23 protein-coding genes are annotated in these 25,764 nt (G+C 62.0%); 9 read left to right on the top strand and 14 right to left on the bottom strand.

From position 1 onward, the window contains the following. Positions 1 to 106 precede the first annotated feature (106 nt). The 3 genes from HMPREF0326_RS09350 (at position 107) to HMPREF0326_RS16790 (ending at position 3,740) form a co-directional block, all read left to right on the top strand. Entirely contained in the window at positions 107 to 1,357 is a 1,251-nt protein-coding gene (locus tag HMPREF0326_RS09350) for a M20 family metallopeptidase (RefSeq protein WP_009301687.1), read from the top strand. A 95-nt stretch (positions 1,358 to 1,452) separates the two neighbouring features. Next, positions 1,453 to 2,805, top strand: a complete 1,353-nt coding sequence (gene gdhA / locus HMPREF0326_RS09345; protein WP_008684298.1) for an NADP-specific glutamate dehydrogenase — start codon at positions 1,453 to 1,455, stop codon at positions 2,803 to 2,805. Between the two features lie 177 nt (positions 2,806 to 2,982). Then, positions 2,983 to 3,740 (top strand): IS5 family transposase gene (locus HMPREF0326_RS16790; protein ID WP_147568407.1). Its coding sequence is split into 2 segments (ribosomal slippage): positions 2,983 to 3,307 and positions 3,307 to 3,740, totalling 759 coding nucleotides; the frame shifts between segments, so codons are not numbered across the junction. A gap of 106 nt (positions 3,741 to 3,846) precedes the next feature. Here the strand turns inward: HMPREF0326_RS16790 and HMPREF0326_RS09335 are convergent. Next, positions 3,847 to 4,356 carry a nitroreductase family protein gene (locus tag HMPREF0326_RS09335; protein WP_008684300.1) on the bottom strand — a complete coding sequence of 170 codons (510 nt, stop codon included), beginning with the start codon at positions 4,354 to 4,356 and terminating at the stop codon, positions 3,847 to 3,849. Between the two features lie 141 nt (positions 4,357 to 4,497). On the opposite strand from HMPREF0326_RS09335, the gene HMPREF0326_RS09330 reads away from it, so the two are divergent. After that, positions 4,498 to 6,510, top strand: a complete 2,013-nt coding sequence (locus HMPREF0326_RS09330) for a cation:proton antiporter domain-containing protein (protein WP_008684301.1) — start codon at positions 4,498 to 4,500, stop codon at positions 6,508 to 6,510. A gap of 62 nt (positions 6,511 to 6,572) precedes the next feature. Here HMPREF0326_RS09330 and HMPREF0326_RS09325 read toward each other — a convergent pair whose 3' ends face one another. Then, complete coding sequence (locus HMPREF0326_RS09325; RefSeq protein ID WP_035072936.1) at positions 6,573 to 7,124, bottom strand: hypothetical protein; 552 nt, start codon at positions 7,122 to 7,124, stop codon at positions 6,573 to 6,575. Then, on the bottom strand, positions 7,094 to 8,275 hold the full coding sequence (locus HMPREF0326_RS09320) for a hypothetical protein (RefSeq protein ID WP_020990469.1): 1,182 nt from the start codon (positions 8,273 to 8,275) through the stop codon (positions 7,094 to 7,096). The genes HMPREF0326_RS09325 and HMPREF0326_RS09320 overlap by 31 nt, the downstream gene beginning before the upstream one ends. Positions 8,276 to 8,483: 208 nt before the next feature. Here HMPREF0326_RS09320 and HMPREF0326_RS09315 point away from each other — a divergent pair, with 208 nt between their 5' ends. Genes HMPREF0326_RS09315 through HMPREF0326_RS09305 form a run of 3 tightly spaced genes read left to right on the top strand, consistent with a single transcriptional unit; the run spans position 8,484 to position 10,363 of the window. Beyond that, positions 8,484 to 8,915: a CoA-binding protein gene (locus tag HMPREF0326_RS09315; protein WP_008684307.1), complete on the top strand. Its 432-nt coding sequence runs from the start codon at positions 8,484 to 8,486 to the stop codon at positions 8,913 to 8,915. A gap of 12 nt (positions 8,916 to 8,927) precedes the next feature. Continuing rightward, positions 8,928 to 9,380, top strand: coding sequence for a YkgJ family cysteine cluster protein (locus HMPREF0326_RS09310; protein WP_008684309.1), 453 nt, complete (start codon positions 8,928 to 8,930; stop codon positions 9,378 to 9,380). A 5-nt stretch (positions 9,381 to 9,385) separates the two neighbouring features. After that, on the top strand, positions 9,386 to 10,363 hold the full coding sequence (locus tag HMPREF0326_RS09305; protein WP_008684311.1) for a J domain-containing protein: 978 nt from the start codon (positions 9,386 to 9,388) through the stop codon (positions 10,361 to 10,363). A gap of 24 nt (positions 10,364 to 10,387) precedes the next feature. Here the strand turns inward: HMPREF0326_RS09305 and HMPREF0326_RS09300 are convergent, their stop codons facing one another. Both HMPREF0326_RS09300 and HMPREF0326_RS09295 read right to left on the bottom strand, forming a co-directional pair. Next, positions 10,388 to 10,807, bottom strand: coding sequence for an aspartate 1-decarboxylase (locus tag HMPREF0326_RS09300; protein ID WP_008684313.1), 420 nt, complete (start codon positions 10,805 to 10,807; stop codon positions 10,388 to 10,390). Positions 10,808 to 10,944: 137 nt separating this feature from the next. After that, the gene (locus HMPREF0326_RS09295; protein ID WP_008684318.1) at positions 10,945 to 11,367 is read right to left on the bottom strand and encodes a hypothetical protein; all 423 of its coding nucleotides are present in this window, start codon (positions 11,365 to 11,367) and stop codon (positions 10,945 to 10,947) included. 658 nt (positions 11,368 to 12,025) lie between these two features. Here HMPREF0326_RS09295 and HMPREF0326_RS09290 point away from each other — a divergent pair. Then, the gene (locus HMPREF0326_RS09290) at positions 12,026 to 12,907 is read left to right on the top strand and encodes a DMT family transporter (RefSeq protein ID WP_008684322.1); all 882 of its coding nucleotides are present in this window, start codon (positions 12,026 to 12,028) and stop codon (positions 12,905 to 12,907) included. A gap of 166 nt (positions 12,908 to 13,073) precedes the next feature. Here the strand turns inward: HMPREF0326_RS09290 and dapB are convergent, their stop codons facing one another. The 3 genes from dapB to uvrB all read right to left on the bottom strand — a co-directional run bounded on the left by dapB (position 13,074) and on the right by uvrB (position 18,115). Next, positions 13,074 to 13,853, bottom strand: coding sequence for a 4-hydroxy-tetrahydrodipicolinate reductase (dapB, locus tag HMPREF0326_RS09285; RefSeq protein WP_008684324.1), 780 nt, complete (start codon positions 13,851 to 13,853; stop codon positions 13,074 to 13,076). Between the two features lie 8 nt (positions 13,854 to 13,861). Further along, entirely contained in the window at positions 13,862 to 15,997 is a 2,136-nt protein-coding gene (ligA, locus tag HMPREF0326_RS09280; protein ID WP_008684325.1) for an NAD-dependent DNA ligase LigA, read from the bottom strand. 78 nt (positions 15,998 to 16,075) lie between these two features. Further along, on the bottom strand, positions 16,076 to 18,115 hold the full coding sequence (gene uvrB / locus HMPREF0326_RS09275; RefSeq protein WP_008684326.1) for an excinuclease ABC subunit UvrB: 2,040 nt from the start codon (positions 18,113 to 18,115) through the stop codon (positions 16,076 to 16,078). Positions 18,116 to 18,180: 65 nt separating this feature from the next. On the opposite strand from uvrB, the gene HMPREF0326_RS09270 reads away from it, so the two are divergent. After that, entirely contained in the window at positions 18,181 to 18,675 is a 495-nt protein-coding gene (locus HMPREF0326_RS09270) for a hypothetical protein (protein WP_008684327.1), read from the top strand. On the opposite strand, the gene aat is transcribed toward HMPREF0326_RS09270, so the two are convergent. The 6 genes from aat to HMPREF0326_RS09240 form a co-directional block, all read right to left on the bottom strand. After that, the gene (gene aat / locus HMPREF0326_RS09265; RefSeq protein WP_009301694.1) at positions 18,636 to 19,418 is read right to left on the bottom strand and encodes a leucyl/phenylalanyl-tRNA--protein transferase; all 783 of its coding nucleotides are present in this window, start codon (positions 19,416 to 19,418) and stop codon (positions 18,636 to 18,638) included. The genes HMPREF0326_RS09270 and aat overlap by 40 nt on opposite strands. An 8-nt stretch (positions 19,419 to 19,426) precedes the next feature. Then, complete coding sequence (clpA, locus tag HMPREF0326_RS09260; RefSeq protein ID WP_009301695.1) at positions 19,427 to 21,766, bottom strand: ATP-dependent Clp protease ATP-binding subunit ClpA; 2,340 nt, start codon at positions 21,764 to 21,766, stop codon at positions 19,427 to 19,429. A 121-nt stretch (positions 21,767 to 21,887) separates the two neighbouring features. Continuing rightward, entirely contained in the window at positions 21,888 to 22,208 is a 321-nt protein-coding gene (locus tag HMPREF0326_RS09255; protein WP_008684334.1) for an ATP-dependent Clp protease adaptor ClpS, read from the bottom strand. A 22-nt stretch (positions 22,209 to 22,230) separates the two neighbouring features. Then, on the bottom strand, positions 22,231 to 22,878 hold the full coding sequence (locus HMPREF0326_RS09250) for a class IV adenylate cyclase (RefSeq protein WP_008684335.1): 648 nt from the start codon (positions 22,876 to 22,878) through the stop codon (positions 22,231 to 22,233). Between the two features lie 23 nt (positions 22,879 to 22,901). Then, positions 22,902 to 24,269: a DNA repair protein RadA gene (gene radA / locus HMPREF0326_RS09245; protein WP_008684336.1), complete on the bottom strand. Its 1,368-nt coding sequence runs from the start codon at positions 24,267 to 24,269 to the stop codon at positions 22,902 to 22,904. A 77-nt stretch (positions 24,270 to 24,346) separates the two neighbouring features. After that, positions 24,347 to 25,741 carry a sigma-54 interaction domain-containing protein gene (locus HMPREF0326_RS09240; RefSeq protein ID WP_020990468.1) on the bottom strand — a complete coding sequence of 465 codons (1,395 nt, stop codon included), beginning with the start codon at positions 25,739 to 25,741 and terminating at the stop codon, positions 24,347 to 24,349. Positions 25,742 to 25,764: the final 23 nt, after the last annotated feature.

Here is a 25,764-nt window from a genome sequence, read left to right as displayed (position 1 = left end):
GATTTCATCTGCTTTTGGAGAACTAAATCCATCTCGTGACGATACGTTCCGACGGCCGCGTACAACGCCCACGATTGGCAAATTATCGCGGATAAGGAGCAGAGCCATGGAACCGGCACAGTGGAAAACCGCGTTGGACACGATCCTTCAGGACCAGGAAGCGCCCATGCTCGCCCTGCTGGAGGAACTGGTGGGCATTGATTCCCCCACGGCTCATGCGGACGGGGTCAACCGTATGGGCGAGAGGCTCACGGCCTGGCTCGGAGAAGCGGGCTTTCAGGTTCGCCGCCTGCCCAAGCCGCCCGTTCCCGAGGACGAAGCCTGGCAGAAGGACCTGGGCGACGTCTTCACGGCAAGAACGCACGCGTCCGAGGCCGGTCCGGGTATTGCCTTTATCGGGCATATGGACACGGTGTTTCCCGTGGGCACGGCCGCGGCCCGCCCCTTTCGCCTGGACAGGGCGGCGGACAGAGCCACTGGACCGGGAGTGGCGGACATGAAGGCCGGGCTTGTGGCCATGCTCTTCGCGGCGCGGGCGCTCAAACAGAGCGGCCTGCTGCCCTGCCCCCTGACCCTGATGTTTTCACCCGATGAGGAGCTGGGTTCGCCCACGGCCTCCAAAGCCCAGGCCGCGCAGCTTCCCGGCGCTCTGGCCGTGATCTGCGCCGAACCGGGCGGCGAAGGCGGCAAGGTGACCCTTTCGCGCAAAGGGTCGGGACATATGCATCTGAAAATCCAGGGCAAGGCCGCGCATGCCGGGCGTAATTACGAGGAAGGCGCTTCCGCCGTCATTGAACTGGCGCACAAGATTCTGGGCATCAACGCCTTTCTGGATCTGCCGCGCGGCCTGACGGTCAACACCGGCCTGGTCAGCGGCGGTATTTCTGCCAATTCCGTGGCTCCCTGGGCCGAGGCCCGCATTCACCTGACCTATCGCACACTGGAGGACGGTCGACGCGTGGTGGCCGGAATCCGCGAACTGGTTGAAAAACCCGTGGTACCCGGCACCACGGCTCATATCAGCGGCGGCCTGCGCCTGTATCCCCTGGAGCGCAGCCCGCAGGGCGACGCCTTTTTCGAACTGGTGCGGGAGGCCGGAGAAACTCTGGGCATGCGCCTTTCCGGTCAGCACTATGAAAGCGCCGCCGAGTCCGGCTTCTGTGCCGGTGCCTTGGGTATCCCCACCATCTGCTGCATGGGGCCCGAAGGAGAAAACATCCATACCGCGCAGGAATATATGCTGCCTTCCACACTTCTGCCGCGCTGCAAGCTCATGGCCTTGAGCGCGCTTCAGGCCGCGCGGGCCTTCGGGCATCAGCCCCGGCCCTCCATGCTTCCGCCCGGGGCCGATGCCTGAAAAACCTTGCCAGCCGCCGGGAACTTGGATAAAAAAAGCCGTTAAAGCCTCATTTATTTCCCGGCGCAATCCGGTCCAGCCACAAGGAGAGCAAGATGTCGTACGTGCAGCGAGTGATGGACAGTCTGAAAGAAAAATACGCTTATGAGCCTGTGTTTCTGCAGGCTGTGCAGGAAGTGCTGCAAAGTCTGCAGCCGGTGCTGGACAAGAATAAAAAGTACGAGCAGTACAAGATTCTCGAGCGCATGGTCGAACCCGAGCGCATCATCGCCTTCCGCGTGGAATGGGTGGACGACAAAGGCGAGGTTCAGGTCAACCGGGGTTTCCGCGTGCAGTACAACTCCGCCATCGGCCCCTACAAGGGCGGCCTGCGCCTGCATCCCAGCGTGAATCTGGGCATCCTCAAGTTTCTGGGTTTCGAACAGGTCTTCAAGAACTCCCTTACCGGTCTGGCCATCGGCGGCGGCAAGGGCGGCGCGGATTTCGACCCCAAGGGCAAGTCCGAAATGGAAGTCATGCGCTTCTGCCAGGCCTTCATGAACGAACTGTACCGCCACATCGGCGCCACCATTGACGTGCCCGCCGGGGATATCGGCGTGGGCGGCCGCGAAGTGGGCTTCCTCTTCGGCCAGTACAAGCGCCTGACCAAGAGCTATGAAGGCGTGCTCACCGGCAAAAATCTGCTCTTCGGCGGTTCCCTGGCGCGTACCGAAGCCACGGGCTACGGCGCGGTCTATTTTGCCCAGAGCATGCTGGAAGACCGCAAGGAAAGCCTGCAGGGCAAAACCTGCGTGGTTTCCGGCGCGGGCAACGTGGCTACCTACTGCTGCGAAAAACTGCAGCAGGTGGGCGCCAAACCCGTCACCGTATCCGATTCGCGCGGCATGATTCACGATCCGGACGGCATCAGGCTGGATGTGCTGAAGCAGGTCAAGGAAGTGGAACGCGCTTCCCTGAGCCGCTATGCCGAATTGGTGCCCTCGGCCAAATACACTCCGGTGGGCGACTACCCCCAAGGCCGTAACGCCGTGTGGTCCGTTCCCTGCTTTGCCGCTTTCCCCTGCGCCACGCAGAACGAACTCAACCTGGCCGACGCCGAGGTTCTGCTGGCCAATGGTTGCAAGTGCGTGGCCGAAGGGGCCAACATGCCCTCCACGCTGGACGCCGTGCACGCCTTCCTCAAGGCGGGCATCGCCTATGGCCCGGCCAAGGCCGCCAATGCCGGCGGCGTGGCCACCAGCCAGCTGGAAATGGCTCAGAACGCCAGCATGCAAAGCTGGGACTTTGAAACCGTGGACGGCAAGTTGAAGCAGATCATGACTAATATCTACAAAAACGCCGCCGCCACGGCCGCTGAATTCGGCCAACCCGGCAACCTTGTGATGGGTGCCAATATCGCCGGTTTCCGCAAGGTGGCCGACGCCATGCTGGCCCAGGGCATCTGCTAGGGCGTTTTGATATTGAAAACATCTCAACGCGCGGTGCGGATTTTCCGTGAAAATCCGCACCGCGAAATTATCACAAGGCGAATTTGCTTTGCCGTTAAGCGATAATTTCAAGCGCAAACGGCTCTAGGGCCTGTTAACACTATTTGACAAAGAGCGAGTATTCCGTAAGAATGTCTTATGCAAATTACTCGTGAACAATATGAGAGAATCGCTGACTGCTTCCCGCGCCAAAGAGGTAATGTCCATTTTGACAATCTCCAGGTGTTGAATGCGATTCTGTACGTTGCGGAGCATGGGTGTAAATGGCGTGGACTGCCGAAAAATTTTGGCTGTTGGCACAGCATCTACACGCGCATGAACCGCTGGAGCAAGAACGGAGTTCTTGACCGTATATTTGAACGCCTTCAACAAGAGCAGATACTCCGCCTTAAAATAGAAGCAGTTTCTCTCGACAGTACTATTGGTAAGGTTCATCCCGATGGAACAGGGGCCTTAAAAAAACAGGTCCGCAGTCCATCGGAAAGTCCAGAGGCGGCTGGACGACCAAGCTTGATATGGTTGCCGCGAATGCTGAATGCGCGTTGAATTTCAGCCTCACTCCCGGCAACGCCGGCGATGCCCCCGAGGGGCGCAGGCTGCTTGTCCAGTTGGGGCCGATGCCAGCGCCGTGCAGCTTGCTTATGGATGGCGCATATGAGGGTAATGAAACGACTCGCTTGGGACGTGAGTTGGGCTTCACTCCGGTGGTGCCGCCCAATCCCAACCGACTGAAACCGTGGGAGTATGACAAAGAGCTATACAAAAGACGTAATGAGGTAGAACGGCTTTTCAGGAGGCTCAAAGGCTTCCGCCGTGTTTTTACTCGCTTCGATAAGCTCGATGTTATGTTCCTGGCCTTTGTCGTCTTTGCGTTAATTGTTATAGCTCTGAAATAGTGTTAACAGGCCCTAGTCAGATGACGCTTCAAGTTCCCTCCCCAACGCCAAAAGCCGCCCGCTTTCCGCCGGGCGGCTTTTTTGTCGCTATACTCCGGTCGCCTGCCTACCAGCGGTCGTTATGAATCCTGTCCGCGCGGAAGCGGTCCGCTTCAGAAAAAGGCTGGGCGGGATGGCCCAGAGCCACCAGGCTCAGAGGCATGACGTTGTCCGGCAGATTGAGTATTTCCCGTACCGGCAGTATGCGGTCCTCCACCGGGTGCAGGCCGCACCAGACAGAACCCAGATTTCTGGCGCGCGCGGCCAGCATGAGGTTTTGGGTGGCGGCGGAACAATCCTGTACCCAGAAACCGGGGGTTTTTTCTTCATTGAGATCCGCGCAGACCACGATCACCACCGGCGCGTCGGCGGCCATTTTGGCATAGGGATGCCGTCCCGCCAGGGCCGCGCGCACCTCGGGATCACGCACCACCACAAAGTGCCAGGGCTGCCGGTTGCTGGCGCTGGGAGCCAGCATGGCCGCCTTGAGCAGGATGTTCAGGTCTTCATCGCTGACGTCTTCCTGAGTATATTTGCGGATGCTGCGCCGGGTGAACAGGGCTTCAAAAATATCCATCTCCATGTCTCCTCGTAAAAAGAAAGCACTGCGGCAAGTATGCCCCAAGGGCCTGAAAAGTAAAAGCGCCTCACGATGCCGCAGGCCGCGCATCTTGCGCGGGGTGGCCGCCGATGCTATTTTGCATGGCTCGGAGGCCGCATGGAAGTCCCCTTTCTTTACGAAATAGTCATCATCTTTCTGCTCTCTATCGTTGTCACCATTGTCTGCAACCGCCTCAAACTGCCCGCCACGGTGGGCTTTCTGCTTACCGGCGTGCTTTGCGGCCCGTCCTTGCTGGGTATCGTCAGCAACCGCGAGGCCATTGATCAGGTGGCGGATATCGGCGTCGCCATGCTTTTGTTCACCATCGGCATGGAACTTTCGGGCGATGCCCTGAACAGGCTCAAACGCCCCGTCTTTCTGGGCGGCAGCCTGCAGATCGGCCTGACCGTGCTGGCCGTCATGGGCCTTGCTCTTCTGGAAGGCGTCACCTATCAGAAAGGCATTTTCTGGGGCTGCCTGGTGGCCCTCTCCTCTTCGGCCATCGTGCTGCGGATCCTGCAGGAACGCGGTACCACCAATACGCCCACAGGCCGTCTTTCTCTGGCTATCCTGGTATTCCAGGACATCATGGTGGCCCCCATGCTGCTCTCTGTGCCGCTGCTGGCGGGCACACTGGAGCTTTCGCTGGAAAACGCATTTTTTTCCGTCCTCTGGGTGGTCCTGGCACTGGGCGGCGTGCTGCTTTTCGCCCATTTCGGGCTCGATCGTCTGATGGAAGCCGTCATGCGCACGCGCACCCGTGAAATCCTGCTGTTGACCACGCTGGGCCTGTGCATGGGCATGGCCCTGCTGACCAGCGCCCTCGGTCTTTCCCTTTCCCTGGGGGCCTTTCTGGCCGGTTTACTGCTGGCCCGCTCTCAGTACAGCATGAGCGTCATCTCCGGCATCCTGCCCTATCGCGACGTGTTCATGAGCCTTTTTTTCATTTCCGTGGGCATGATGCTCAATGTGGACTTTTTCGCGCATCATTTCTTTGATATCATCCTGAGCACCTGTCTGTTCGTCCTTATCAAAGCCCTGCTGGCCCTGCCCGCGGTGTTGATCCAGGGCTATCCCCTGCGCGCGGCCATCATCACCGCCCTGTCGCTGGCCCAGGTGGGCGAATTCTCCTTTGTGCTGGCCGCTTCCGGCCTTGCAGCAGGCCTTTTCGACATGACCGCCTACCAGAACTTTCTGGCCGTAAGCGTGTTGACCATGATGCTTACCCCCGGCCTGATCGCCATAGCTCCGCGCCTGGCCGACCTGCTCACGGGCTGGCGCAATAAAAAACAACTGGAGAACGAGGAAAATACCGGCGAAGAGAGTTCGCTGGAAGACCATCTGATCATCGTGGGCTTCGGCATCAGCGGCAAGCATCTGGCCCATGTGGCGCACGAATCGGGCATTGCCTACACCATTCTGGAAATGAATCCCGAAACCGTGCACCGCTATCACGGCAAGGAGCCCATCACCCACGGCGACGCCACCCAGCCGGTGGTGCTGGAACACCTGGGCGTGGAAAAGGCGCGGGTGCTGGCGATCATCATTTCCGACCCGGCGGCGGTGCGGGCCATTACCATTGAGGCGCGCAGGCTCAATCCCAATCTGTACATCGTGGCCCGCACCCGTTTTGTGACCGAAGTGGCCCCGTTGCGCCGCCTGGGAGCCAACGACGTAATCGCCGAGGAATTTGAAACCTCCATTGAGGTCTTCAGCCGCGTGCTTACCCAGTATCTGATACCCCGGCAGGATATCGACGCCTTTGCCGCGCGCATCCGCCAGATGAACTACCGGATGATCCGGCGCATGAGCAATGCGGTAGACCCCCTCGATGAGGTGGTCAGCCGTCTGCCGGACATGGGCGTACAGGCCATGCGGCTGGGGGCGGATTCGCCTCTGTGCGGCCAGCCCCTGGCCCAGAGCGGCCTGCGGCCCCGCTACGGCGTGACCGTGGTGGCGATCCACCGCCAGGGCGAAATCGAGGCTTCGCCGGGACCGCAAACCCGCTTTGAGGCCGACGATATCGTTTATCTTTTCGGCAAGACCGACAAGCTGTATGCCGTCAAGCCCCTGTTCTCCGGCCCGCTGAAGGAAAGCGGCGTTCCGGCCAGGAGCGCGGCTGCCAGCTAGAAGCTGTTTCTGAAGCAGATTAACTTTGAAAGCTAACCTGCTCTGATTTATCCTTGCTTCAGCTACGGTTTCGACGGCGCGGGGAGCTTTGCTCCGGCGCTCCCCTTCTGCGCCGACGGCGGCTGGAACACCACGAAGTGGGGCGTTTCTTCCACCACCCGCCACTCATGGCGCACCCGCTGCGGCACGGAGTACCCGGCGCGGTCATAGGCGTCGGCCTTGCGCGTGTCCAGCTGATCCCGTTCCATGAAAACCGTGAGCTTCTTATCCAGCAGTTCCTGATACAGGGCTTCCACCTCGGCGTTGATTTCCCAGTCGATGAGCCAGTCGGAGCCATAGACCGGCCTATCGTTGTTGAGGTAGTAGGCAAAGGAAAAGCCGGGCATGGTTTTGTAGTTCGGCCCGTATTTGGCCCGCAGAGCCTTGAGTTCCGCCAGTCTGGCGTACATGTCCGCGTCCACCCTGACGCTGCCGGCCTTGGGGTAGATCTGCCCGGCGTCCAAGTTCAGCGCGGCGCGGGGCATGGGCCGCACCGGAAAGACATAGGGGTATTGATACCCGACCCCAAAGATCAGCAGACCGGTCAGCAGGCTGGCCCAGGCCAGAACGCGCACATTGCCGCCCAGACGGGCGTGCACCAGAAAAAAGAAAAAAGCAGGGGCACGGCGAAAAAAGCCGGGATCTTGTAGCCGCCGCTGATGGCGACAGACCAAGCCGCCAGCAGGCCCGCGCCCAGGCCCACGCTGGCCCGCCAGCGCGGATGCGGCGACGCGACGTCGCGCAGCCAGGGCGTCAGGAAGACCTGGGGAAAGAGCACGCACAGGCCCCCCAGTACGACGAACAGGGTGGGCCAGGACAGGCCATAGCCGATCCAGGTCTGCGTGCGCAGCACTTCCCGGATATACCAGAGCGCCAGCAGCAAAAGATAGATGTAGGCCGGTTGCGGGGCGGCGGGCAAAGGCTTTTTGAGCAACTTGGCTGCCAGCCAGGGCAGAACGGCCAATCCTGGCAGCCACCAGCTCTGGCGCAGATAAATGAAAATGCCCGCGTCCAGGGCTTCGCGGATATCCAGTTGGCCCGTGGTCATGCGCGAAAACGCGGCCAGGGCCCCGGCATGATACAGCAGGCCATAGGCCAGAGCCACGAGGCCCAGCCAGGCGGCCAGACAGTATGCGGCTTCCCGCCACCGGGGCCGGATCAGCCAGATCAGCAGGACCACCGCCGGGGGCACCAGCAAAAAGGACTGCTTGCAAAGCATGGCGCAGCCCGCCAGCAGTCCGGCGGCTGCGGGCCAGCCGCTCACGGCGGCCCAGAGGGCCCCTCCGGCGAAAAGGATGCCGTCCACCGTATGCCAGGGCATATGCGGGAAACTGTGCACGCCCCAGACGAAGCCGCAGGTAGCCAGCAGAGGCAAGGGCAGACCCAAGGCCTCCAGGCGGAAGAGCCTGTTCAGAAAAAGTGCCGCGAACCAGGAAGCCGCCAGCATGCCCGCCACGAAACCGGCCTTGCCCGCCAGCACGTTGACGTTCTCCGGCGTGAGCCACATCCAGAAAGCATGCCAGTACAAAGGCAGCGCGGGCTTGATGTAATAAAAATCCCGATAGGGCACCTGCCCTTCCAGAATGCGCCAGGCATAACCGTAAAAATAGCCGAAATCCGTGGTGTCCATGCCGTAGGGCGTGTAGAACAGCAGATAGGCCAGAGGCGTCAGCACGGCGGCGGCCCAGGCCCAGCCGCGCGCTTGTTTCCCAGTAGATTGCGCCATTGTTGTGTTTTCCTCTTTCCGAAGTTCCATGCCGCGCGGCGTACCACAGGCCCGGTTCTCTGGCAAGACGCCAATCTGCCCGGCGCGGCGGCATGTCCGCTTGCGCATTTTGCCGGAGCCAGCTAAGGTGATAAATTACAAACATGGAACATGCCGTCGGGATTGCCGGACGGCTGCCTTCAGCGTCACACCTTCGGCGGATTTTGCCATGACTGACGACATATGGTTGCGCGCCCTGTTACGCAACGCCAAAGATATTGCCATATTGGGGGCCAAAGATACGCCCGGCCAGCCGGTGGACGGCGTGGGCCGCTATCTGCTGGGACAGGGTTACAAGATATGGCCGGTACATCCCGCGCGCGCCACGGTCTGGGGGCTTGCGGCCTACCCGGACTTGGCAACCTTGCCCAAGCCCGTCGATATTATTGATGTTTTCCGCGCGCCGCAGTATTGCCCGGAGCACGCGCGCCAAGTGCTGGCCCTGCCCTGGCGGCCCAAAGTTTTCTGGATGCAGTCAGGCATTGTCTCGCCCGAAGCGCGGGAACTGCTTGAGGCGGCGGGCGTGGCCGTGGTGGAAAACGCCTGCCTGATGGTGGAACACGCCCGCCTGCTTGGCAGCGCGGCGGAACAGCAAGCATAAGGTTGGTTGTTCATGGCTTCCGAGAGCACGGAAACTGTGTTTCAATGCCGCATGTGCGGCCACTGCTGTGAAGGCCGCGGCGGCATTGTGGTCAGCCCCGCCGACCTCACGCGTCTTGCCGCATTTCTGCATCTCGCGCCGGAAGAGGCCGTTAAACGCTACGGCGAACACTCGGGTGGAAAACTCAAAATCCGCACGGGCGACGACGGCCGCTGTATCTTTTTCCGGGACGGCCAGGGTTGCGGCGTGCATGAAGGCAAGCCTGCCATCTGTCGGGCTTGGCCTTTTTTTCGGGGCAATATCGAAGATCCGGCCAGTCTGGCCCTGGCCAAGGACTTCTGCCCCGGCATCGCGCCCGAAGTGCGTCATGCCGAATTCGCCCGCCGGGGTCTCGCCTATTTGCGCGAAGAAGGCCTGCTGGCCCATGACCCTTCCTGTGAAGCCAACGCGCTGATCCTTAAGTAACTACGATGCGACGCCGCCCCCGCCAGCTCTCCGTCAAGGAATGCTACGAAATCCTCAAGCTCGATAAGGGCGCGGATCTGCAGGCCGTCAAACGGGCCTATCGCCGTCGCGCCTTTGAGCTCCATCCGGATCTGAACCCCGGCAATGCCGACGCCAGCCGTCAGTTCCAGCTGCTCAATGAAGCCTATGTGGCTCTTTCTGCCGTACTCAAACCAGTCGAGGACGCCAGACGCAAGGATCAGGCCCGCCGCGCGGCCCGGGCGGAAGGCCCGGCGGCCTCCGGCGAAGCGCAGGCGGAAGAGCGCCGCGAACAGACGGAACAGCCGACCGGCGCGCCCTCGGGCAACAGCCAGGGAGCGCCGCGCGAGGAAGCCCGGACTTCGGCACAAGCGAATAGTCAGGCGGCGTCCGGCACCTCCCGGGACACGCGGAATGAATCTCAGACGGAGCCCCGGAACGAACCGACTGCGCAGCAAGCCGGAAACGCCTCCAACGCCTACGCCGAACAGGATGTACTGCGGGATCTGCTTAATGATCCTTTTGCCCGGCGTGTCTTTGAGGACATTTACAGCGAGCTGAACCGCCAGCAGGCCGACCAGCATCAGAATGAAGCCCCCAAGAATGCGGCCCAGCCCCGCCCGGCAGCCCAAGAGAAAAAAAGCACCAAGCTGCACCAGGGCAATCTGGCCTGGGGCACACCCAAATGGAATTTGGACTTCAACAAGGGCGTCAAGGGCGTGGTCAAAGACTGGCTGCGCCGCCAGATTGACGAGGAGCAGAGCCTGACCCTGCCCACAGCCCGGCTTGCTCCGGGCAGGCGCGTGCGCCTGCAGATCCGCCGGGGACTTTCCGGCGAACTGCATACGGTGGAAATCACCCTGCCGCCGGATTTCGCGGTGGGCAAGCCCGTGCGCCTGCGCGGTCTGGGCAAGCGCGTAGGCCCCTGGCAGGGCGACCTCTATCTGACCCTGTACAATGAATAGCCAAGCCCGTAACAGGGCAATGTTCTACATGGGCTCTTCAACGACGTTGAAGGTAAATTCCCCGCTTTCCTCGCCTCCCACCACATAGCGCAAACGCTCAAGCACGGCGTTACCGGCGTCGAAAGTCAGCACCACAGGCTTTCTGGCATAGATATCTTTGGGGCCGTTGACGTACTCCACGGCGCTGATGATCAGTTCATCGCCCTGCTGGCAGGTACGCGCGGCCGCGCCGTTGAGGATGCAACAGCGGGAACCGGCCTCGCCGTAGATCACATAGGTGGAAATGCGCTGTCCGCTGTTCTTGTTCCAGATATTGACAAATTCCAGTGGGTAGATGCCCGCCAGGGCGCACTGCTCGGGATCAAGCGTAATGGAACCGTGATAATCCAGCACGCAACCGGTCACGTGAATGCCGTGCAGCTTGGCCCGCAGAATCTGAAGCATATTTCCGCCTTTGGCTTGGCCGCTCAGGCGCGCAACAATGCCGAGAGGCCGCGATCTGAAAAAAGGCCGCGCGGGCGGCCTGGAAAATTCTGGGATATTTCTGTCTGTTCCTGAAGGGATAACGGCGGGCTGGAAGCTCAATAGGCCCGGATGTATTCGTCCATATTTTCCGCAGAGCAGTTGCGGCTGACCCAGAAGGCCGAGGCCCAGACCATCAGGGCCGTGGCCTGCGTGTCGTCCAGCCCTTTGAGTTTTGATTCCAGGCTGGATTTGCTGGCCCCATGGCGCAGATGCACATTATTGACGTCACAGGCATCCGTCACCCGCAGCAAAAGGTAGGACAGCCGGGTGTGATCGGGCATCAGCTTCATGTCCTTGTGGGCTTCCACGATGGTTTTCAGCTCGGCCGCGCTGAACATGTGTTTGATGCTGGTAATGGCCCGAAAAAAAGTATCCACCGCCCAAGGCAGAATAAATTCCGCTCCGGCGCTTTTGGTGCGAAAATAATCTTTGAGCCAGCGTTCCTGATCATCATTGATGCGTGCTGCAACCTGCGGCATGGATGCCCCCGATACTTACGTGCGGCCCGGCCTGTGAACCGGGTATCATTTTTATGTTATGCGCCACCTGCTTTCTTGGAGCATGTTTACATTGAAAATGTAACATGCCCGGCGACTGCGAGACTGCCCCGAAGAGCGGCCGTAGGACCGTGTCCGTTGGCCCGAAGGGCTTACGGGCATCGGGAACAAAAATGCAGACACCCGCGCCCGACCCCAATGAAAATCGCTTTTTTAGAGAATTTCACTTTGAAATTGCTCTAACGCCGCACACGGTGCGGCGCGCCGCGAAGCGGCGTGGATTCTGGCGAAAACCACGTTTTTCGCCGGAATGCCACCTTTGAAATTTGTAAAATTTCAAAGGTAATCTGCTCTAGAACGCCAGCCATTCTCGCAGTGCGGCTTGTGGGTGGCGACAGCAGCGATGAGGTAAGGGCAGCGTCACAGCTTTGAAAATAAACACTTTCAAAACGCATCTGTTTTAGTGGCTACACTACCTTGCAGAAAAATTCAAGACATGATCTAGACATGATTTCAGAAACATTTCCAGTTGGTTCCGCCTGTACGGCGGACGGCCCACTTGCGGCCCACTTGCTTGCGCAGCGCGGAGCTTCAGCGCACACGATCAGAACCCTGCCCAAGGCGGACTTGAGGAGGAGCCATGACGCCCCGATCCGAAGGAGAAACGGACGCTTCCCGCGCGCTCAAATCCGCCCTGCTGCGGATGCACGCCGCCACAGTACTTTTCGGCCTGTCCGGCATTTTCGGCAAACTCTGCGCCTGCACCCCGGCCATGCTGGTCTGCGGTCGGGCGTTTTTTGCCGTGGGCGCGCTGAGCCTGCTCTGCCTGGCTCGCCGTCATGCGCCCTGGCAGGGGCTGCGCTGCCGGGAGCTGGCGGGGCTTGCCCTGAGCGGCACGCTGCTGACCGTCCACTTCGTCACCTTCTTCATGGGCATTCAGTTGGGCGGCGTGGCCGTGGGCACCTTGGGCTTTGCCTGCTTTCCGGGCTTCACAACCCTGTTCGAGGCGCTGGCCTATCGGGAAAAGCCCAGCGGGCGCGAATACGCCTGCATGTTTCTGGTCAGTTGCGGTCTGGCGCTGATCACGCCCAGTTTTTCCCTGGCCGACGCCACTACCGCCGGTCTGGCCTGGGGCGTGCTTTCCGGCGCGGTCTACGCCCTGGTGGCTATCGCCAACCGCCGTACAGCCACCAATATGTCCGGCACCCAGGCCTGTTGGTGGCAGAATCTGGTCATTATCGTCTGCCTGCTGCCCTTTACCGCCGAACAGTTTTCGTCCGTTTCCGATCTGGACTGGCTCTGGATCGCCTGCCTCGGGCTGATCTGCACGGCTCTGGCCTACAGCCTGTACGTCAGCAGTCTGGCCGCGCTCAAAGCCCGACGGGCGGCCGTAATCATCAGCCTTGAGCCGGTGTACGCTATCCTGGCGGCGTGGCTGCTGTTCGGCGAAACGCCGGGCCCGCGCATGACCGCAGGCGGCCTGCTGATCGTGGGTACGGTGCTGCGCATGAACCGGGCGTAAGGGGGAAGTCGGGCATGTTGCGCTTGAAAGTATCGCGTGAAGCGAATTCGCCTTACGATACTTTCATGGAAAATCCGCAAAAGCGTTTGGATATTTTTAATACCCGGCACAGCAAAAAGGCAGCCCCATTGGACTGCCTTTCAAAAGCTCTCGTGTGTCGATGTCGTCAAAACATATCCTGCATGCCGTAAAGCTTCCCCGGCTTTTGTCGGGACAGCCACGCGGCGGCGCGCAGGGCCCCCTGGGCGAAAGTCTCGCGCGAATGGGCCTGGTGACTCACTTCGATGCGCTCGCCGGGTCCCATGAAATAAATGGTATGCACGCCCACCACATCGCCGCCCCGGATGGCCTGGATACCAATCTGGGCCTTGGGCCGCTCTCCGATAATGCCGTCGCGGGAGGAACAGCGCACGTCCGGGAGCTTCCAGCCGCGCGCCTCGGCCAGGCATTCGCCCAAGGTCAGAGCCGTGCCGCTGGGAGAGTCCTTTTTGCGGTTATGGTGCAGTTCCACCATTTCGATGTCATAGCTTTCGCCCAGAGCCTTGGTTAGTTCCGGTAGAATTTTCAGCAGCACATTGATGCCGATGCTCATGTTGGAGGACCAGAAAAGCGGCGCTTTTTCAGCCAGAGCACGCAGTTCGTCCTTCTGCTCCCCGGTGAGGCCCGTGGTGCCGATGACCAGGGCGTGCCCGGTACGAGCCGCCACGCGCGCCGAGTGCAAGCTGACGGCCGGAACCGTGAAGTCAATGACCACCGCGCCCGGAACCTGCGGCAGCAAAGCCTCCAGCGAATCCGCCACAGGGCAGCCTGCCCCGGACAGCGCGTCCAGGTGTTCCTTGCTGTCCACCAGACCGGCCAGCGTGTATGCCGGATCGTTGGCTGCCAGACCGCTGATGGTTCTGCCCATGCGCCCGTTGGCGCCCACGACGATAATGGCTGTGCTCATGTGTGGCCTCACTCTGTTGCATGGTCCAGGGGTATCCCCGAAGCGGCGAGCAGTTCGCGGAAGCCCGCCTCGTCCAGCACGGCGATGCCCAGGGTACGCGCCTTGTCCAGCTTGCTGCCCGGCTTGTCGCCCACGACCAGAAAATCCAGTTTTTTATTCACACTTCCCGCCGGAATGGCCCCGGCGGCTTCGGCCAGATGCTGGGCCTTGCCGCGCTGCAGAGAGAGCGTGCCGGTGAAAAGTATGTTTTTGCCCTGTAACGGCCCGACCTGCGTTTGTGCCGTCTCCGCGCTGTTTGCGTCCGCCAGCGGGCTCAGGGGCCAGAGCCCCATCTCGCGGAAGCGCTCCAGCTGCGCCCGGTTGGCCGGGCTTTCATAAAAGTTACGGATGGAGGCCGCCACCTCCGGCCCCACGTCGGGCAAGGCCTGCAAGGTTTCGGCGTCGGCCCGGCCCAGATCGTCCAGATCGCGGAAATGTCCGGCCAGCAGGCGCGCGGTCTGCTCGCCCACATGACGGATGCCCAGGGCGCTGATCAGGCGCGGTAACGTGGCCGTATGCCTGGCCTCGTCCAGAGCATCCACGAACTTTCGGGCCAGCACCTCGCCCATGCGTTCAAAGTCCAGCAGCTCTTCCGCCTTCAGTGTAAACAGGTCCGCCGGAGATTGCACCCGGCCCGAGGTCACCAGTTGCGCGATCCATTTCTGGCCCACCCCCTGGATATCCAAACCGGCTTTGGACACGAAATGGCTGATGGCGCGCAGGCGCACCGCCGGACAGGAGAGATTGTCGCAGCGCCAGGCAGCCTCGCCGGGCTCGCGGTGCACGGCTTCGCCGCAGGCCGGGCAGGTGTGCGGAAAGACGAATTCCACGGCGTCGGGCGGACGCCTGGACAGCACCGGCCCCACCACTTCGGGGATCACGTCCCCGGCGCGCTGCACAATGACCGTATCACCCACGCGCACGTCGCGGGCGCGGATCTCATCCTCATTATGCAGGGTGGCCCGCGAAACCATGACCCCGCCCACGGGCACGGGCTCCAGTACGGCCACGGGCGTAAGCACGCCGGTACGGCCCACCTGAATGTCAATGCCCGTGAGCCGGGTTTCAGCCTGCATGGCCGGAAATTTAAAGGCCACGGCGAAACGCGGCGCGCGTGCCGTGAAGCCCAGCGCCTCCTGGGCTTCCAGATTATCCTCTTTGGCCACAGCTCCGTCGATTTCCATGGGAAAATCCTGACGGTGTTCGCGCACCCAGGCCGCGTAGGCTTCCACCTCGTCCGCTCCGGCGCAGAGCCTGCCGTCGGGGGGAGTCAGAAAACCGTAGGCCGTTAAACGCGCCATGAGTTCATGCTGAAACAGGCAGGGTTTCGCCGGAGCCCAGTCCGCCTCGCCCAGGCTGTAAGCCAGAAAGCGCAGGGGACGGGATTCGGTAACGGAAATGTCCAGCTGCCGTAAGGTGCCTGCGGCGGCGTTGCGCGGATTGGCAAAGGTTTTTCGGCCCAAGGCCTCCTGCTGGGCGTTGAGGGCCTCAAAGTCCTTTTTGAACATGACCACTTCACCGCGTACTTCCAGGCGGGCCGGAAAGGGGCCCTCCCCTCTCAGGCGCAGGGGCACGGTGCGGATGGTGCGCACGGCTTCGGTGACCACTTCGCCGATTTCGCCGTCGCCGCGGGTCAGGGCTTCAATCAGGAGGCCGTTCTCATAGATGATTTCCAGAGCCAGGCCGTCCAGCTTGGGATCACACCAGAAGCCCAGCGGCAGAGGGCCGTTAAGTTCCGCATCCCAGGCGCGCTGCATGCGCTCCACAAAGTCGCGCCAGTCCTCGTCGGAAAACACGTTGTCCAGGCCGTACATCCGGCGGCGGTGTGCCTTTTTGGCCAGACCATCAAGCAGCCTGCCGCCCACCCGCAAGGTGGGCGAATGCGGGCTGCGCAGGCCGGGCCAGCGCTCTTCCAGCTCCGTCAGCTCCCGGAACAGGGCATCGTACTGTTCATCGCTGATCTCCGGCGCGTCCAGAGTGTGATAGAGATAATTATGGCGCTCCAGCTCGGCGCTGAGCCGACGGGCGCGCTCGCGCTCCTGCGCCGAAGGCTGCGGTGCGAGAAGCGAATGCTGCTCGACAGGGGGCTTGTTCTGAGGGGACATAGGGAAAGCCTTTAGCACGTACTGACTAATAAGGATTTCTGGCCGTTGCCAAGGTCAGAGCATTAATCAGCACTTCCTTTATTCGGGAAGGGCAATAAGCCGGGCGCGCAAAGCGCGGATGCGGTCACGCAGTTCCGCGGCCTGTTCAAATTCCAGATCGCGCGCGGCCTGGCGCATTTCCTTTTCCAGCTTGAGCACCAGGGCTGCCGTATCTTCGGCGGTGAGCGGCGCGGCATCAGCCTTGACGTTGGCTTTACCGTTACCGCGCCCCTTGCCCCGGCCCTTGGCCGCATCGTTATCCACATACAGCGTATCCAGCGGAGATTCAAGACTTTTTGTCGTACTCCGGGGAGTGATGTGGTGCTCTTCGTTGTAGGTCGTCTGCTTGGCGCGGCGGCGGCCGGTTTCGTCCATGGCTGCCTTCATGGAGGCCGTCACCTTGTCGGCATAGAGAATCACCCGGCCTTGGGCATTGCGCGCGGCACGGCCGAAGGTCTGGATCAGCGAGCCTGTGGAACGCAGAAAGCCTTCCTTGTCCGCATCCAGAATGCAGACCAGGGAAACTTCCGGAATATCCAGGCCTTCGCGCAGCAGGTTAATGCCCACCAGCACATCGAACTCGCCCATACGCAGGGCCCGGATAATCTGAAGACGCTCCAGGGTCTCGATGTCCGAATGCAGATAGCGCGCCTTTACGCCCATATTGCAACAGTATTCGGTCAGATCCTCGGCCATGCGCTTGGTCAGAGTGGTCACCAGCACGCGCTCGCCGCGCGTAACCCTGGCCCGGCACTCGCTGAGCAGATCCTCCATCTGGCCCTTGACCGGGCGGATCTCCACTTCCGGGTCCACCAGACCGGTGGGCCGGATGATCTGTTCGGCCACGATGCCCTGGGCCTGGTCCATCTCGTAGCGGCCCGGCGTGGCGGAAACATACACCACCTGATTGAGCAGGGAGGTAAATTCGTCGAACTGCAAAGGCCGGTTGTCCAGGGCCGAGGGCAGGCGGAAGCCGTATTCCACCAGGGTCTGCTTGCGCGAACGGTCGCCTTTGAACATGCCGCCCACCTGGGGAATGGTAATGTGCGATTCGTCCACAAAGAGCAGAAAATCGCGCGGAAAGTAATTGAGCAGACAGGACGGCGGCTCGCCGGTTTTGCGGCCGTCCAGATGGCGGGTGTAGTTTTCAATGCCGTTGCAGTAGCCCAGTTCCTCGATCATTTCCAGATCCAGCTGGGTACGCTGTTCCAGGCGCTGGGCCTCCACCAGCTTGCCGTGCTCCTTGAAGTACGTGAGCCGCGCGGTCAGTTCATCGCGGATGTCCCCGGCCGCGCGCTTCAGGTTGTCCTGGGCCGAAACGAAGTGGCTGGCCGGGTAGAGCACGGTTTTGCCCACTTCGGCCAGCACTTCGCCGGTGAGCGGGTCGATTTCGCGCATGGCGTCGATATCGTCGCCGAAAAACTCCAGACGCAGAGCCCGCTCGTGATGATAGGCCGGAATGATTTCCAGAGCGTCTCCGCGCACCCGGAACGTGCCGCGGTGAAAGTCATAGTCGTTGCGCTCGTAATGCACTTCCACGAGACGGGTGATCAGATCGTCCATGGGCAGACGCTGCCCCACTTCCACGGGAATGACCATCTTGGCGTAGTATTCCGGCGAACCCAGGCCGTAAATACAGGACACCGAGGCCACGATGACCACGTCGCGCCGGGTCAACAGGGCGTGAGTGGCCGCATGGCGCAGCTTGTCTATATTGTCGTTGATGGAGGAATCTTTCTCGATGTAGGTATCCGAGGCGGGCACATAGGCCTCGGGCTGGTAGTAGTCGTAATAGCTCACAAAATATTCCACGGCATTGCGCGGAAAAAGCTCGCGAAATTCATTGTAGAGCTGAGCGGCCAGGGTTTTATTGGGCGCAAGCACCAGGGCCGGGCGATTGCAGCGGGCGATCACATTGGCCATGGTGAAGGTTTTGCCCGAGCCGGTCACGCCCAGGAGCACCTGCGCGGGCACACCGGCCCGGATATTGTCAGTCAGGGCGGTTATAGCCTCAGGCTGGTCGCCCATGGGCGTGTAGCCGGTCTGCAAACTGAAAGGAGTGGTTGACTTATCTTCCATAGAGATGGCTTTTGGGGTAAAAGGGAGGCGTTGGAACACGCCACACAAACAAGACAGGAACGATTATGGAAAAACAGAGTATTGCCGCGCCGTCCGATGCCCTGCTGGACAGGGTTTATATTGTGGCCGCCACCCTGAGCGCCTTCAAGGGCCGCCGCCATGTGGAAGTGCACATTTTCCGCCACGGGGCCACGGAAGAGGAGCTGGCGGCCCTGCAAGGCAAAAATCTGGTGGGCCCGCCCGATCCGGCGGTGCCGCCCCAGGTGTTGCAGGGTGCCACCGAGGAAGCCGCCCTGCGCTGCATTCTGGAAGCCTTTACTGAAGAGGAAAGCCGGGCCCTGGTGGACTACCTCGAACAGCGCTATGCCGAGCACATTGAAAAAATCACCGTCTGCCCGCTGGATCTGCCGGTGCCGCTGGGCGTGGCCCCGCTGAGCGGCATTCCCGAGGGCAAGAGCACGGGCTTCATCCGCTTCGAGGCCGTGCCCAACTATCCCCTGCCCTTTGTGGCGCGCGGCTTTTATGATCTGGCGATCCACGAACCGTTGATGGCGGAATAGGCGTAGGCCGTTTTCCAGGGGGCCCAGGGAACGGCGCGGATTTCTCGCCGAAGGGCGTCCGGCTCCCTTGCCTCTCGCTCTTCCCGCCATCCCTCGGCGGCCAGCGCCCTTGCCAGCCGCTCCCGAAACGCCGCCCTCGGCAGCATGACCCCGCCCATCCGCATGATGTGCGGGGTCTCTTGCTGGCAATCCAGCACTACGGCCCCGCGCAGCCGTAACAGGGCCACCAGCCCGGCCAGGGCCGCGCGGGAGGCTTCGGATTCACGGTGAAACATGGACTCGCCGAAAAAGGCCCGGCCCAAGGCCACTCCGTACAGACCGCCGACCAGTGCGCCATCCCGCCAGGACTCCACGGAATGTGCATAACCCAGGGCGTGCAGACGTTCATAGGCCGCGATCATCTCCGGCGTGAGCCAGGTGCCGTGCCCATTTGCTCGCAATCCGGCGCAGGCCCGGATGACCTCGCCGAAGGCCGCATCCAGGGTAAGCTCAAAGGGACGGCGGCGCAACGCGCGGGCGCTGCGGGACGGCAGACAAAAATCCTCCAGGGGCAGCACGCAACGCGGATCAGGCGACCACCAGAGAATGGGCAAGCCCTCCTCGTACCAGGGAAAAATTCCCAGGCTGTAGGCCGCCAGCAGCCGCGCGGGTTGCAGATCACCGCCCGCGCAGAGCAAACCGTCCGCGCGGGCGGCCTCCAAAGGAGGAAACTGTGCGGCCAGATCCGCGAACGTGCCGCTCATGCTCCCGTTCAGGCCTCCACCGGCGCGCGCGCGGCCCTGGCTCCGGCGCGCGTGGGACGCGCGGCGGGCGACGAGGCCGAAGTGACAAGGGACAGGGCGTCGTCCTTGAGCGTCAGCCGGGCACTGCCGCCCTTTTTCAGAGTTCCGAACAGCAGCTCGTGGGCCAGGCGGTCCTCCAGCTCGTTGCGCAGCAGGCGGCGCAGAGGCCGCGCGCCCATGGCCGGATCAAAGCCCTTGAGGGCCAGCCACTGCCGGGCCTTGTCCGTCACGCTGAGATTGACCTTGCGCGGGGTCAGGGTGACGCGGATTTCGGCCAGGAACTTGTCCACAATGCGCAGCATCATTTCCTGAGACAGGCTGTGGAAAGGCACCAGTGCGTCCAGGCGGTTGCGGAACTCGGGCGTGAACAGGTTTTCCACGGCCTTGAGGCCCTTGCGGGCCGCATCCTCGGGCGCGGCCTGTCCGAAGCCGATGGCCGAACGCGACATCTCAAAGGCCCCGGCATTGGAGGTCATGATCAGAATGACATGCGAAAAGTCGGTCTTGCGGCCCGTATTGTCCGTGAGGGTCGCATAGTCCATAACTTGAAGCAGTACATTAAAGATGTCCGGATGGGCCTTTTCCACCTCGTCCAACAACACCACGGAATACGGAGCCTTACGTACCGCTTCGGTCAGCAGGCCGCCCTGATCAAAACCCACATAGCCGGGAGGCGAGCCGATCAGCCGGGACACGGAATGCTTTTCCATGTATTCGCTCATGTCGTAACGCAGAAACTCCACGCCCATGAGCTTGGCAAGACTGCGGGCCACCTCGGTTTTGCCCACGCCCGTGGGCCCGTAGAACAAAAAGGCTCCGGCCGGGCGCTGTTCCTGCCCAAGACCGGCGCGGGCGCGCAGAATGGCCCGCACAGTGAGCTCAATGGCTTCGCCCTGGCCGAAGACCAGATGCTTCAGGTCCCGTTCGAGATTCGCCAGGCGCGCGCGTTCCCGCCCGGAGACCGTGCGCAATGGAATACCCGCCATGCGGGCCACCACCCGCTCCACATCGGCCATGCTCACGGCCGGGCGCGTTTCCCTGCCCTGGGGGGCGTCGGGAAGAGCGCCCTGCCGCAGGCGCACGGCAGCCCCGGTTTCATCCATTACGTCAATGGCTTTGTCCGGCAGCAGGCGGTCCCGCACGTGGCGAGCGGAAAGCTCAACCATAGCTTTAAGAACAGAAGGGCTGTAACGCACCCGATGGTGTTCCGCATAGCGGCCTTCCAGGCCTTGCAGGATAGCCAGACAATCCGTGACGTCCGGCTCATGCAGATCTATGCGCTGAAAACGCCGGGCCAGGGCACGGTCCTTTTCCAGATGGTTGCGAAACTCTTCATAGGTAGTGGAGCCGATGCAGCGGATCTCACCGCCGGCAAGCGCCGGTTTCAGCAGATTGGAGGCATCCATGGAGCCGCCGGACGTGGAACCAGCCCCCACGATAGTATGGATTTCGTCGATAAACAGAATGGCCTCGGGCATGGCCTTGAGGGCCTGCACTATGGCCTTGAGGCGGCCTTCGAAATCACCGCGGTAGCGGGTTCCGGCCAGCACCAGGCCCATGTCCAGGGCAAACAGCCGGGTATCGGCAAACATCTCCGGCACCCGGCCCTCGGCGATGCGCAGGGCCAGACCTTCGGCCAGAGCGGTTTTGCCCACGCCCGGATCGCCCACAAAAAGCGGATTGTTCTTGCGGCGGCGGCAAAGCACCTCAATGGCGCGGTCCAGTTCCTGCTCCCGGCCCACCAAGGGGTCAATCTTGCCTTCCCTGGCGCGGGCCGTGAGGTCCACGGTATACTGGGCCAAAGGATCGCCCTTGGCCGCGCGGGCATCGCCGGACGCGCCGTCCGTTTCTTTTTCCTCCACGCCGCGCGAGCCGCCGCCTTCGTCCAGGCCGTGCGAAATGAAGGTCAGCACGTCCAGGCGCTCCACCCCCTGCTTGCGCAGGAAGAAGAGCGCGTAGCTCTCATCTTCGTCCATGATGGCGATCAGCAGGTCGCCCAGCTCCACTGTATCGCGGCCCGCAGAACGGATATGGTTGAGCGCGCGTTCCAGCACGCGCTGCACGCCGTCGGTCTGGGTGACTTCATACTTGCCGGGCTGGTCCACCACTTCCAGTTCCGTACGGAAAAAACCTTCCAACTGCTCGCGCAGCACGGCCACGCTGGCCCCGCTGCCCTCCAGAATAATCCGGCCTTTCATGCTGTTGGTCAGGGCGTAGAGCACATGTTCCACTGTCAGCAGATCATGCCTGCGCCGCTGCACTTCCATAAGGGCGTCCCTCAGGACGCTTTGCACGCTTTTACTCAGCATATTTTCTCCCTCCCGCCACAGCCGAAGTCGACTGCGGGGAGCTGTTCCGGCGGCCCGGCCACATGCCGTGTCCAAACTACGGCGGTCCGCCGCGCCGTTGCCGCGCTGGCGGCAAGGACGATCAATGAATTTTTTCCATGGTGCATCTGAGGGGGAAGCCCGCTCCGTGCGCCTCGCGGTGGACGCGGCTGACCTTGGCTTCAGCCACTTCGCGGGTATAAATGCCGCACTGCCCCACTCCCTGCTGGTGCACGGCCAGCATAATGGCCGTGGCTTCTTCCAAGGGCTTGTGGAACACGCCGCAGAGGATATTGATCACAAAGTCCATGCTGGTATAATCGTCATTATGCAGCAGGACGCGGTAGCGGTCCGGCTCCTTGAGCTTTTTTACGACAATGGTCCGGCTTTCACCGTCGGCTTCGCCCTGATTGTATAGCGGCATGGAGTAATCCCCCGAAAACAGTTCAGGCTTTGGATGCGTTGGGCCGGTCGCCGCCGTGCGGTTCATTGCCCGCAAGGCCCAGCTTCCGCCGCCAGTCGCTCCGTCGCTCCGCGTCGAACACAAAGGAAAAATCCGGCGGCAGGTTGTGCAGGCGACGCCAATCCTGATGCAGCTGATGATAACTTTTGGTGCTTATTTCGGCCTTGTCAAGGCCCAGACGCGTCGCGGCCCGCTCAATATGCGCGGCCTCGCCCTCCAACTCCACCACTTCAGCGAAGGGCAGCACGTCCAATTCCACTTCCACATCCTCCAGACGCCACGGCTCGCGGATTTTCTCATAACACGCGCCCACGGCGTAGCCCAGGCCTTCCAGCACGGCGCGCATGGCCGCGCCGTCGGCCACTTCCAGTTCGCGTTCCTCGCGCACCTTGAAGTGACCGCTCTGCGACGCGGGCAGCTTGAGGGTCAGCACATGGCGCACGGCGTCCGGCCATTCCTGCGAGCGCAGGCGCAACAGGCGGCGGCTTTCAAACAGTTGGATGTCGGGTGTGTCAAAAACCCAGTTACTTTCAAAATGCGCGCCCGAAGTGCGCGCGCCCAGATCGTACAACGTCCGGCGCAAGGCGGCGAAATCCACGTGCAGATATTTGCGTTCCACTTCCAAAGGCATGCTTCTCTTCCTCCGCTGGCCGCTCATTGACGATGGAACAGGCGCTGCTGCAAGGCCGCGATGGTGGCGATGCCGCCGCCCTGGCCGCCGTCCGGATAGACGATAGGCTCGAAACCCAGCCGCCGGGCCTGGGAAAGGCGCAATTCCTGCGCGGCCACGGGCCGCACCTGGCCGTTGAGGTCCACTTCGCCCCAGAGCACGCATTTTTCCGGCAGGGGCACATCATAATAGGAGGACAGCACGGCGGCCACCAGAGCCAGATCCAGGCCGGGCTCCTGCAGGCGCATGCCGCCGCCCACCTTGGCGTAAATATCTACTTGGCCGAAATTGAGTTTGAGCCGTTTCTCCAGCACGGCCAGGAGCAGATGCAGGCGGTTGGCGTCAAAGCCCAGCGCCGCGCGGCGCGGAATGCTCAGAAACGTGCGCGCCACCAGAGCCTGGACTTCCACGGCCAAGGGGCGCTGTCCGTCCACAGCCATGACCACGGCCGTGCCGGACAGGGAGGCGTCGCGCGCGCCCAGAAAAAAGGTGGAGGGGTCGTCCACCACCTGCATGCCGCGCTCGCCCATGCGAAAGACCAGCAATTCCTCATTGGGGCCGAAACGGTTCTTGAACACGCGCAACAGACGGAACATCTGGCGGCGGTCCCCCTCCAGGGAGATGACCGTGTCCACCATGTGTTCCAGCAGACGGGGCCCGGCCAGGACGCCGTCCTTGGTCACATGGCCCACCAGGATCAGGGTGCAGCCCACGCGGCGGCAGGCCTCCAGCAAGGCCGTGGCCACGGCGCGCACCTGGCTGACATTGCCCGGCAGGCCTTCGGCCTCCAGACTGGTCACGGTCTGTACCGAGTCCACGATCACCAGGGCCGGGGGTCTGGAACCGCCGACGCCGTTGAGGGCGTCCAGCACGTCCTCAACCTTGGAGGTGGCCAGAGCCAGAAGATGGGGGTCCAGCATCCGGAGCCGCTCGCCCCTGGCCTTGATCTGCGGCAGAGATTCCTCGCCGCTGGCGTAGAGCACCGCTTTGCCCTGGGCCGCCACCAGCCCGGCCACCTGCAAGAGCAGGGTGGATTTGCCGATGCCCGGCTCACCGCCTACCAGAATGGCCGCGCCCGGCACCAGGCCCTTGCCCAGCACGCGGTCCAGGGCCTTAAGACCGCTGCCGTAGGGCGTATGCCCGGCATCGGCCACATCGCGCAGGGGTACAGGCCGGTCGGCCCGAACGCCCGCGGCGCCGCCCAGACCGGAGGACCGACGGCCCGCCGCCGGGCGGGCCTGGGCCGAGGCCTCAAGGGTGTTCCACTCGTGGCAATTGGGGCACTGGCCGCGCCATTGCAGGGTCTGGGCCCCGCACACCGAACAGATATAGACTTCACGCGTTTTCGCCATGCCCGAAACCTACGGAAAAAGAAGGCAAGGCGCAAGGCGGCGATGCAAGGAAGGGCCGAACGGCAAACAGGAACGGCTCAGGCCTGCCGCCCGCTCTGGAGTTTGCGGAAGATGGTGCTGCGGTTGACCTGGAAGAGCTCCGCCACTTTCTGTACCGAGCCGTGCGCCTCAATGGCCTTGAGCAGAAAATCCCGCTCCATTTCGGCCATGATTTCCTTCAGCGGCCGCCGGGCGGCCAGGATTTCCTCGGAATAACAGGAGACGTCGCGGCTCACGCCTGAAATCTGCGCGGGCAGGTCCCTGGGCGAGATCAGCGGGCCGTTGAGCGTGATTACCAGGCTGTGAACCAGGTTCTGAAGCTCGCGCACATTGCCGGGCCAGGCATAGGAGCTCATCATGTCCAGGGTCACACCCATAAAGGCCAGGGCCTTGTGGTATTTGACCGTGTATTGGTGCAGAAAATGCTCGGCCAGGGGACGCACGTCTTCCGGCCGCTCGCGCAGAGGCGGAATGCGTACCGTCGCGACATTGAGCCGATAATAGAGATCGCGGCGAAAAGTACCGGCCTCCACGCTTTCGGCCAGGTTGCGGTTGGTGGCCGCGATGACCCGTACGTCCACCCTGCGCGGGCTGGACGAGCCCACCCGCATGATCTCCCCGTCCTGAAGAACGCGCAGCAGGCGGGTCTGCATGGACAGGGGCAGTTCGCCCACCTCGTCCAGAAAAATGGTGCTGCCGTCGGCGATTTCAAAATAGCCCGCCTTGCCCTTGCTGGAAGCTCCGGTAAACGCGCCGGGCAGATAGCCGAAGAGCTCGGATTCGGTCAGGGTTTCGGAAATGCCGCCACAGTCCACCTTGAGCATGATTTTGTCCTTGCGTCCGCTCAGCCTGTGGGTCAGGCGGGCGAAGACGTCCTTGCCCGCGCCGGTCTCGCCCAGAATCAGCACCGTGGCGTCCGTGGCCGCGAAACGCCGCAGCAGGGAAAGAACCTCGGCCATGGCCGGGCTGGCGAAGACAGGTTCCTGCGGCCTGCTTTCGTGGGCCATATGGGCCAGCTGGTCGTTGATCTGATCAATGAGGCGGCATTGCCCTGCAACCTGTTCCTGCAGATTCGCCAGCAGGGTGATGTCGCGCGCGAAGGTGACCACCAGACGGATGCCCCCGGCCTCGTCAAAAACCGGAAAGCCGGAGAGCACCAGCTTTTTGCCGTTCTTAAGCTGCTGCACGTGGGTGGCGGGCTTGCCCGTGCGCACGATCTCCGGATTGAGGATATGATCAAAGATCCCCTCCTCCATCAGAGCGCGCACATTCCTGCCCTGCACGCTTTCCTGCTTCAGGCCGGTCAACTGTTCGTACATGCGGTTAATGTGCAGGGCAGTGCCCGAGGCGTCGGAAATGAACACCCCGTCGGGCAGGGCGTCAAGAATGCGTTCGACATATCTGGAAAGGACTTCCGGGGAACGTCCGGCCATGGGCATCATCCGGGTTGAAAGAG

The organism is Desulfovibrio sp. 3_1_syn3 (genome assembly GCF_000145315.2).
GTDB lineage: Bacteria > Desulfobacterota > Desulfovibrionia > Desulfovibrionales > Desulfovibrionaceae > Desulfovibrio > Desulfovibrio fairfieldensis.
This window is presented reverse-complemented; position numbering and strand designations above follow the sequence as displayed.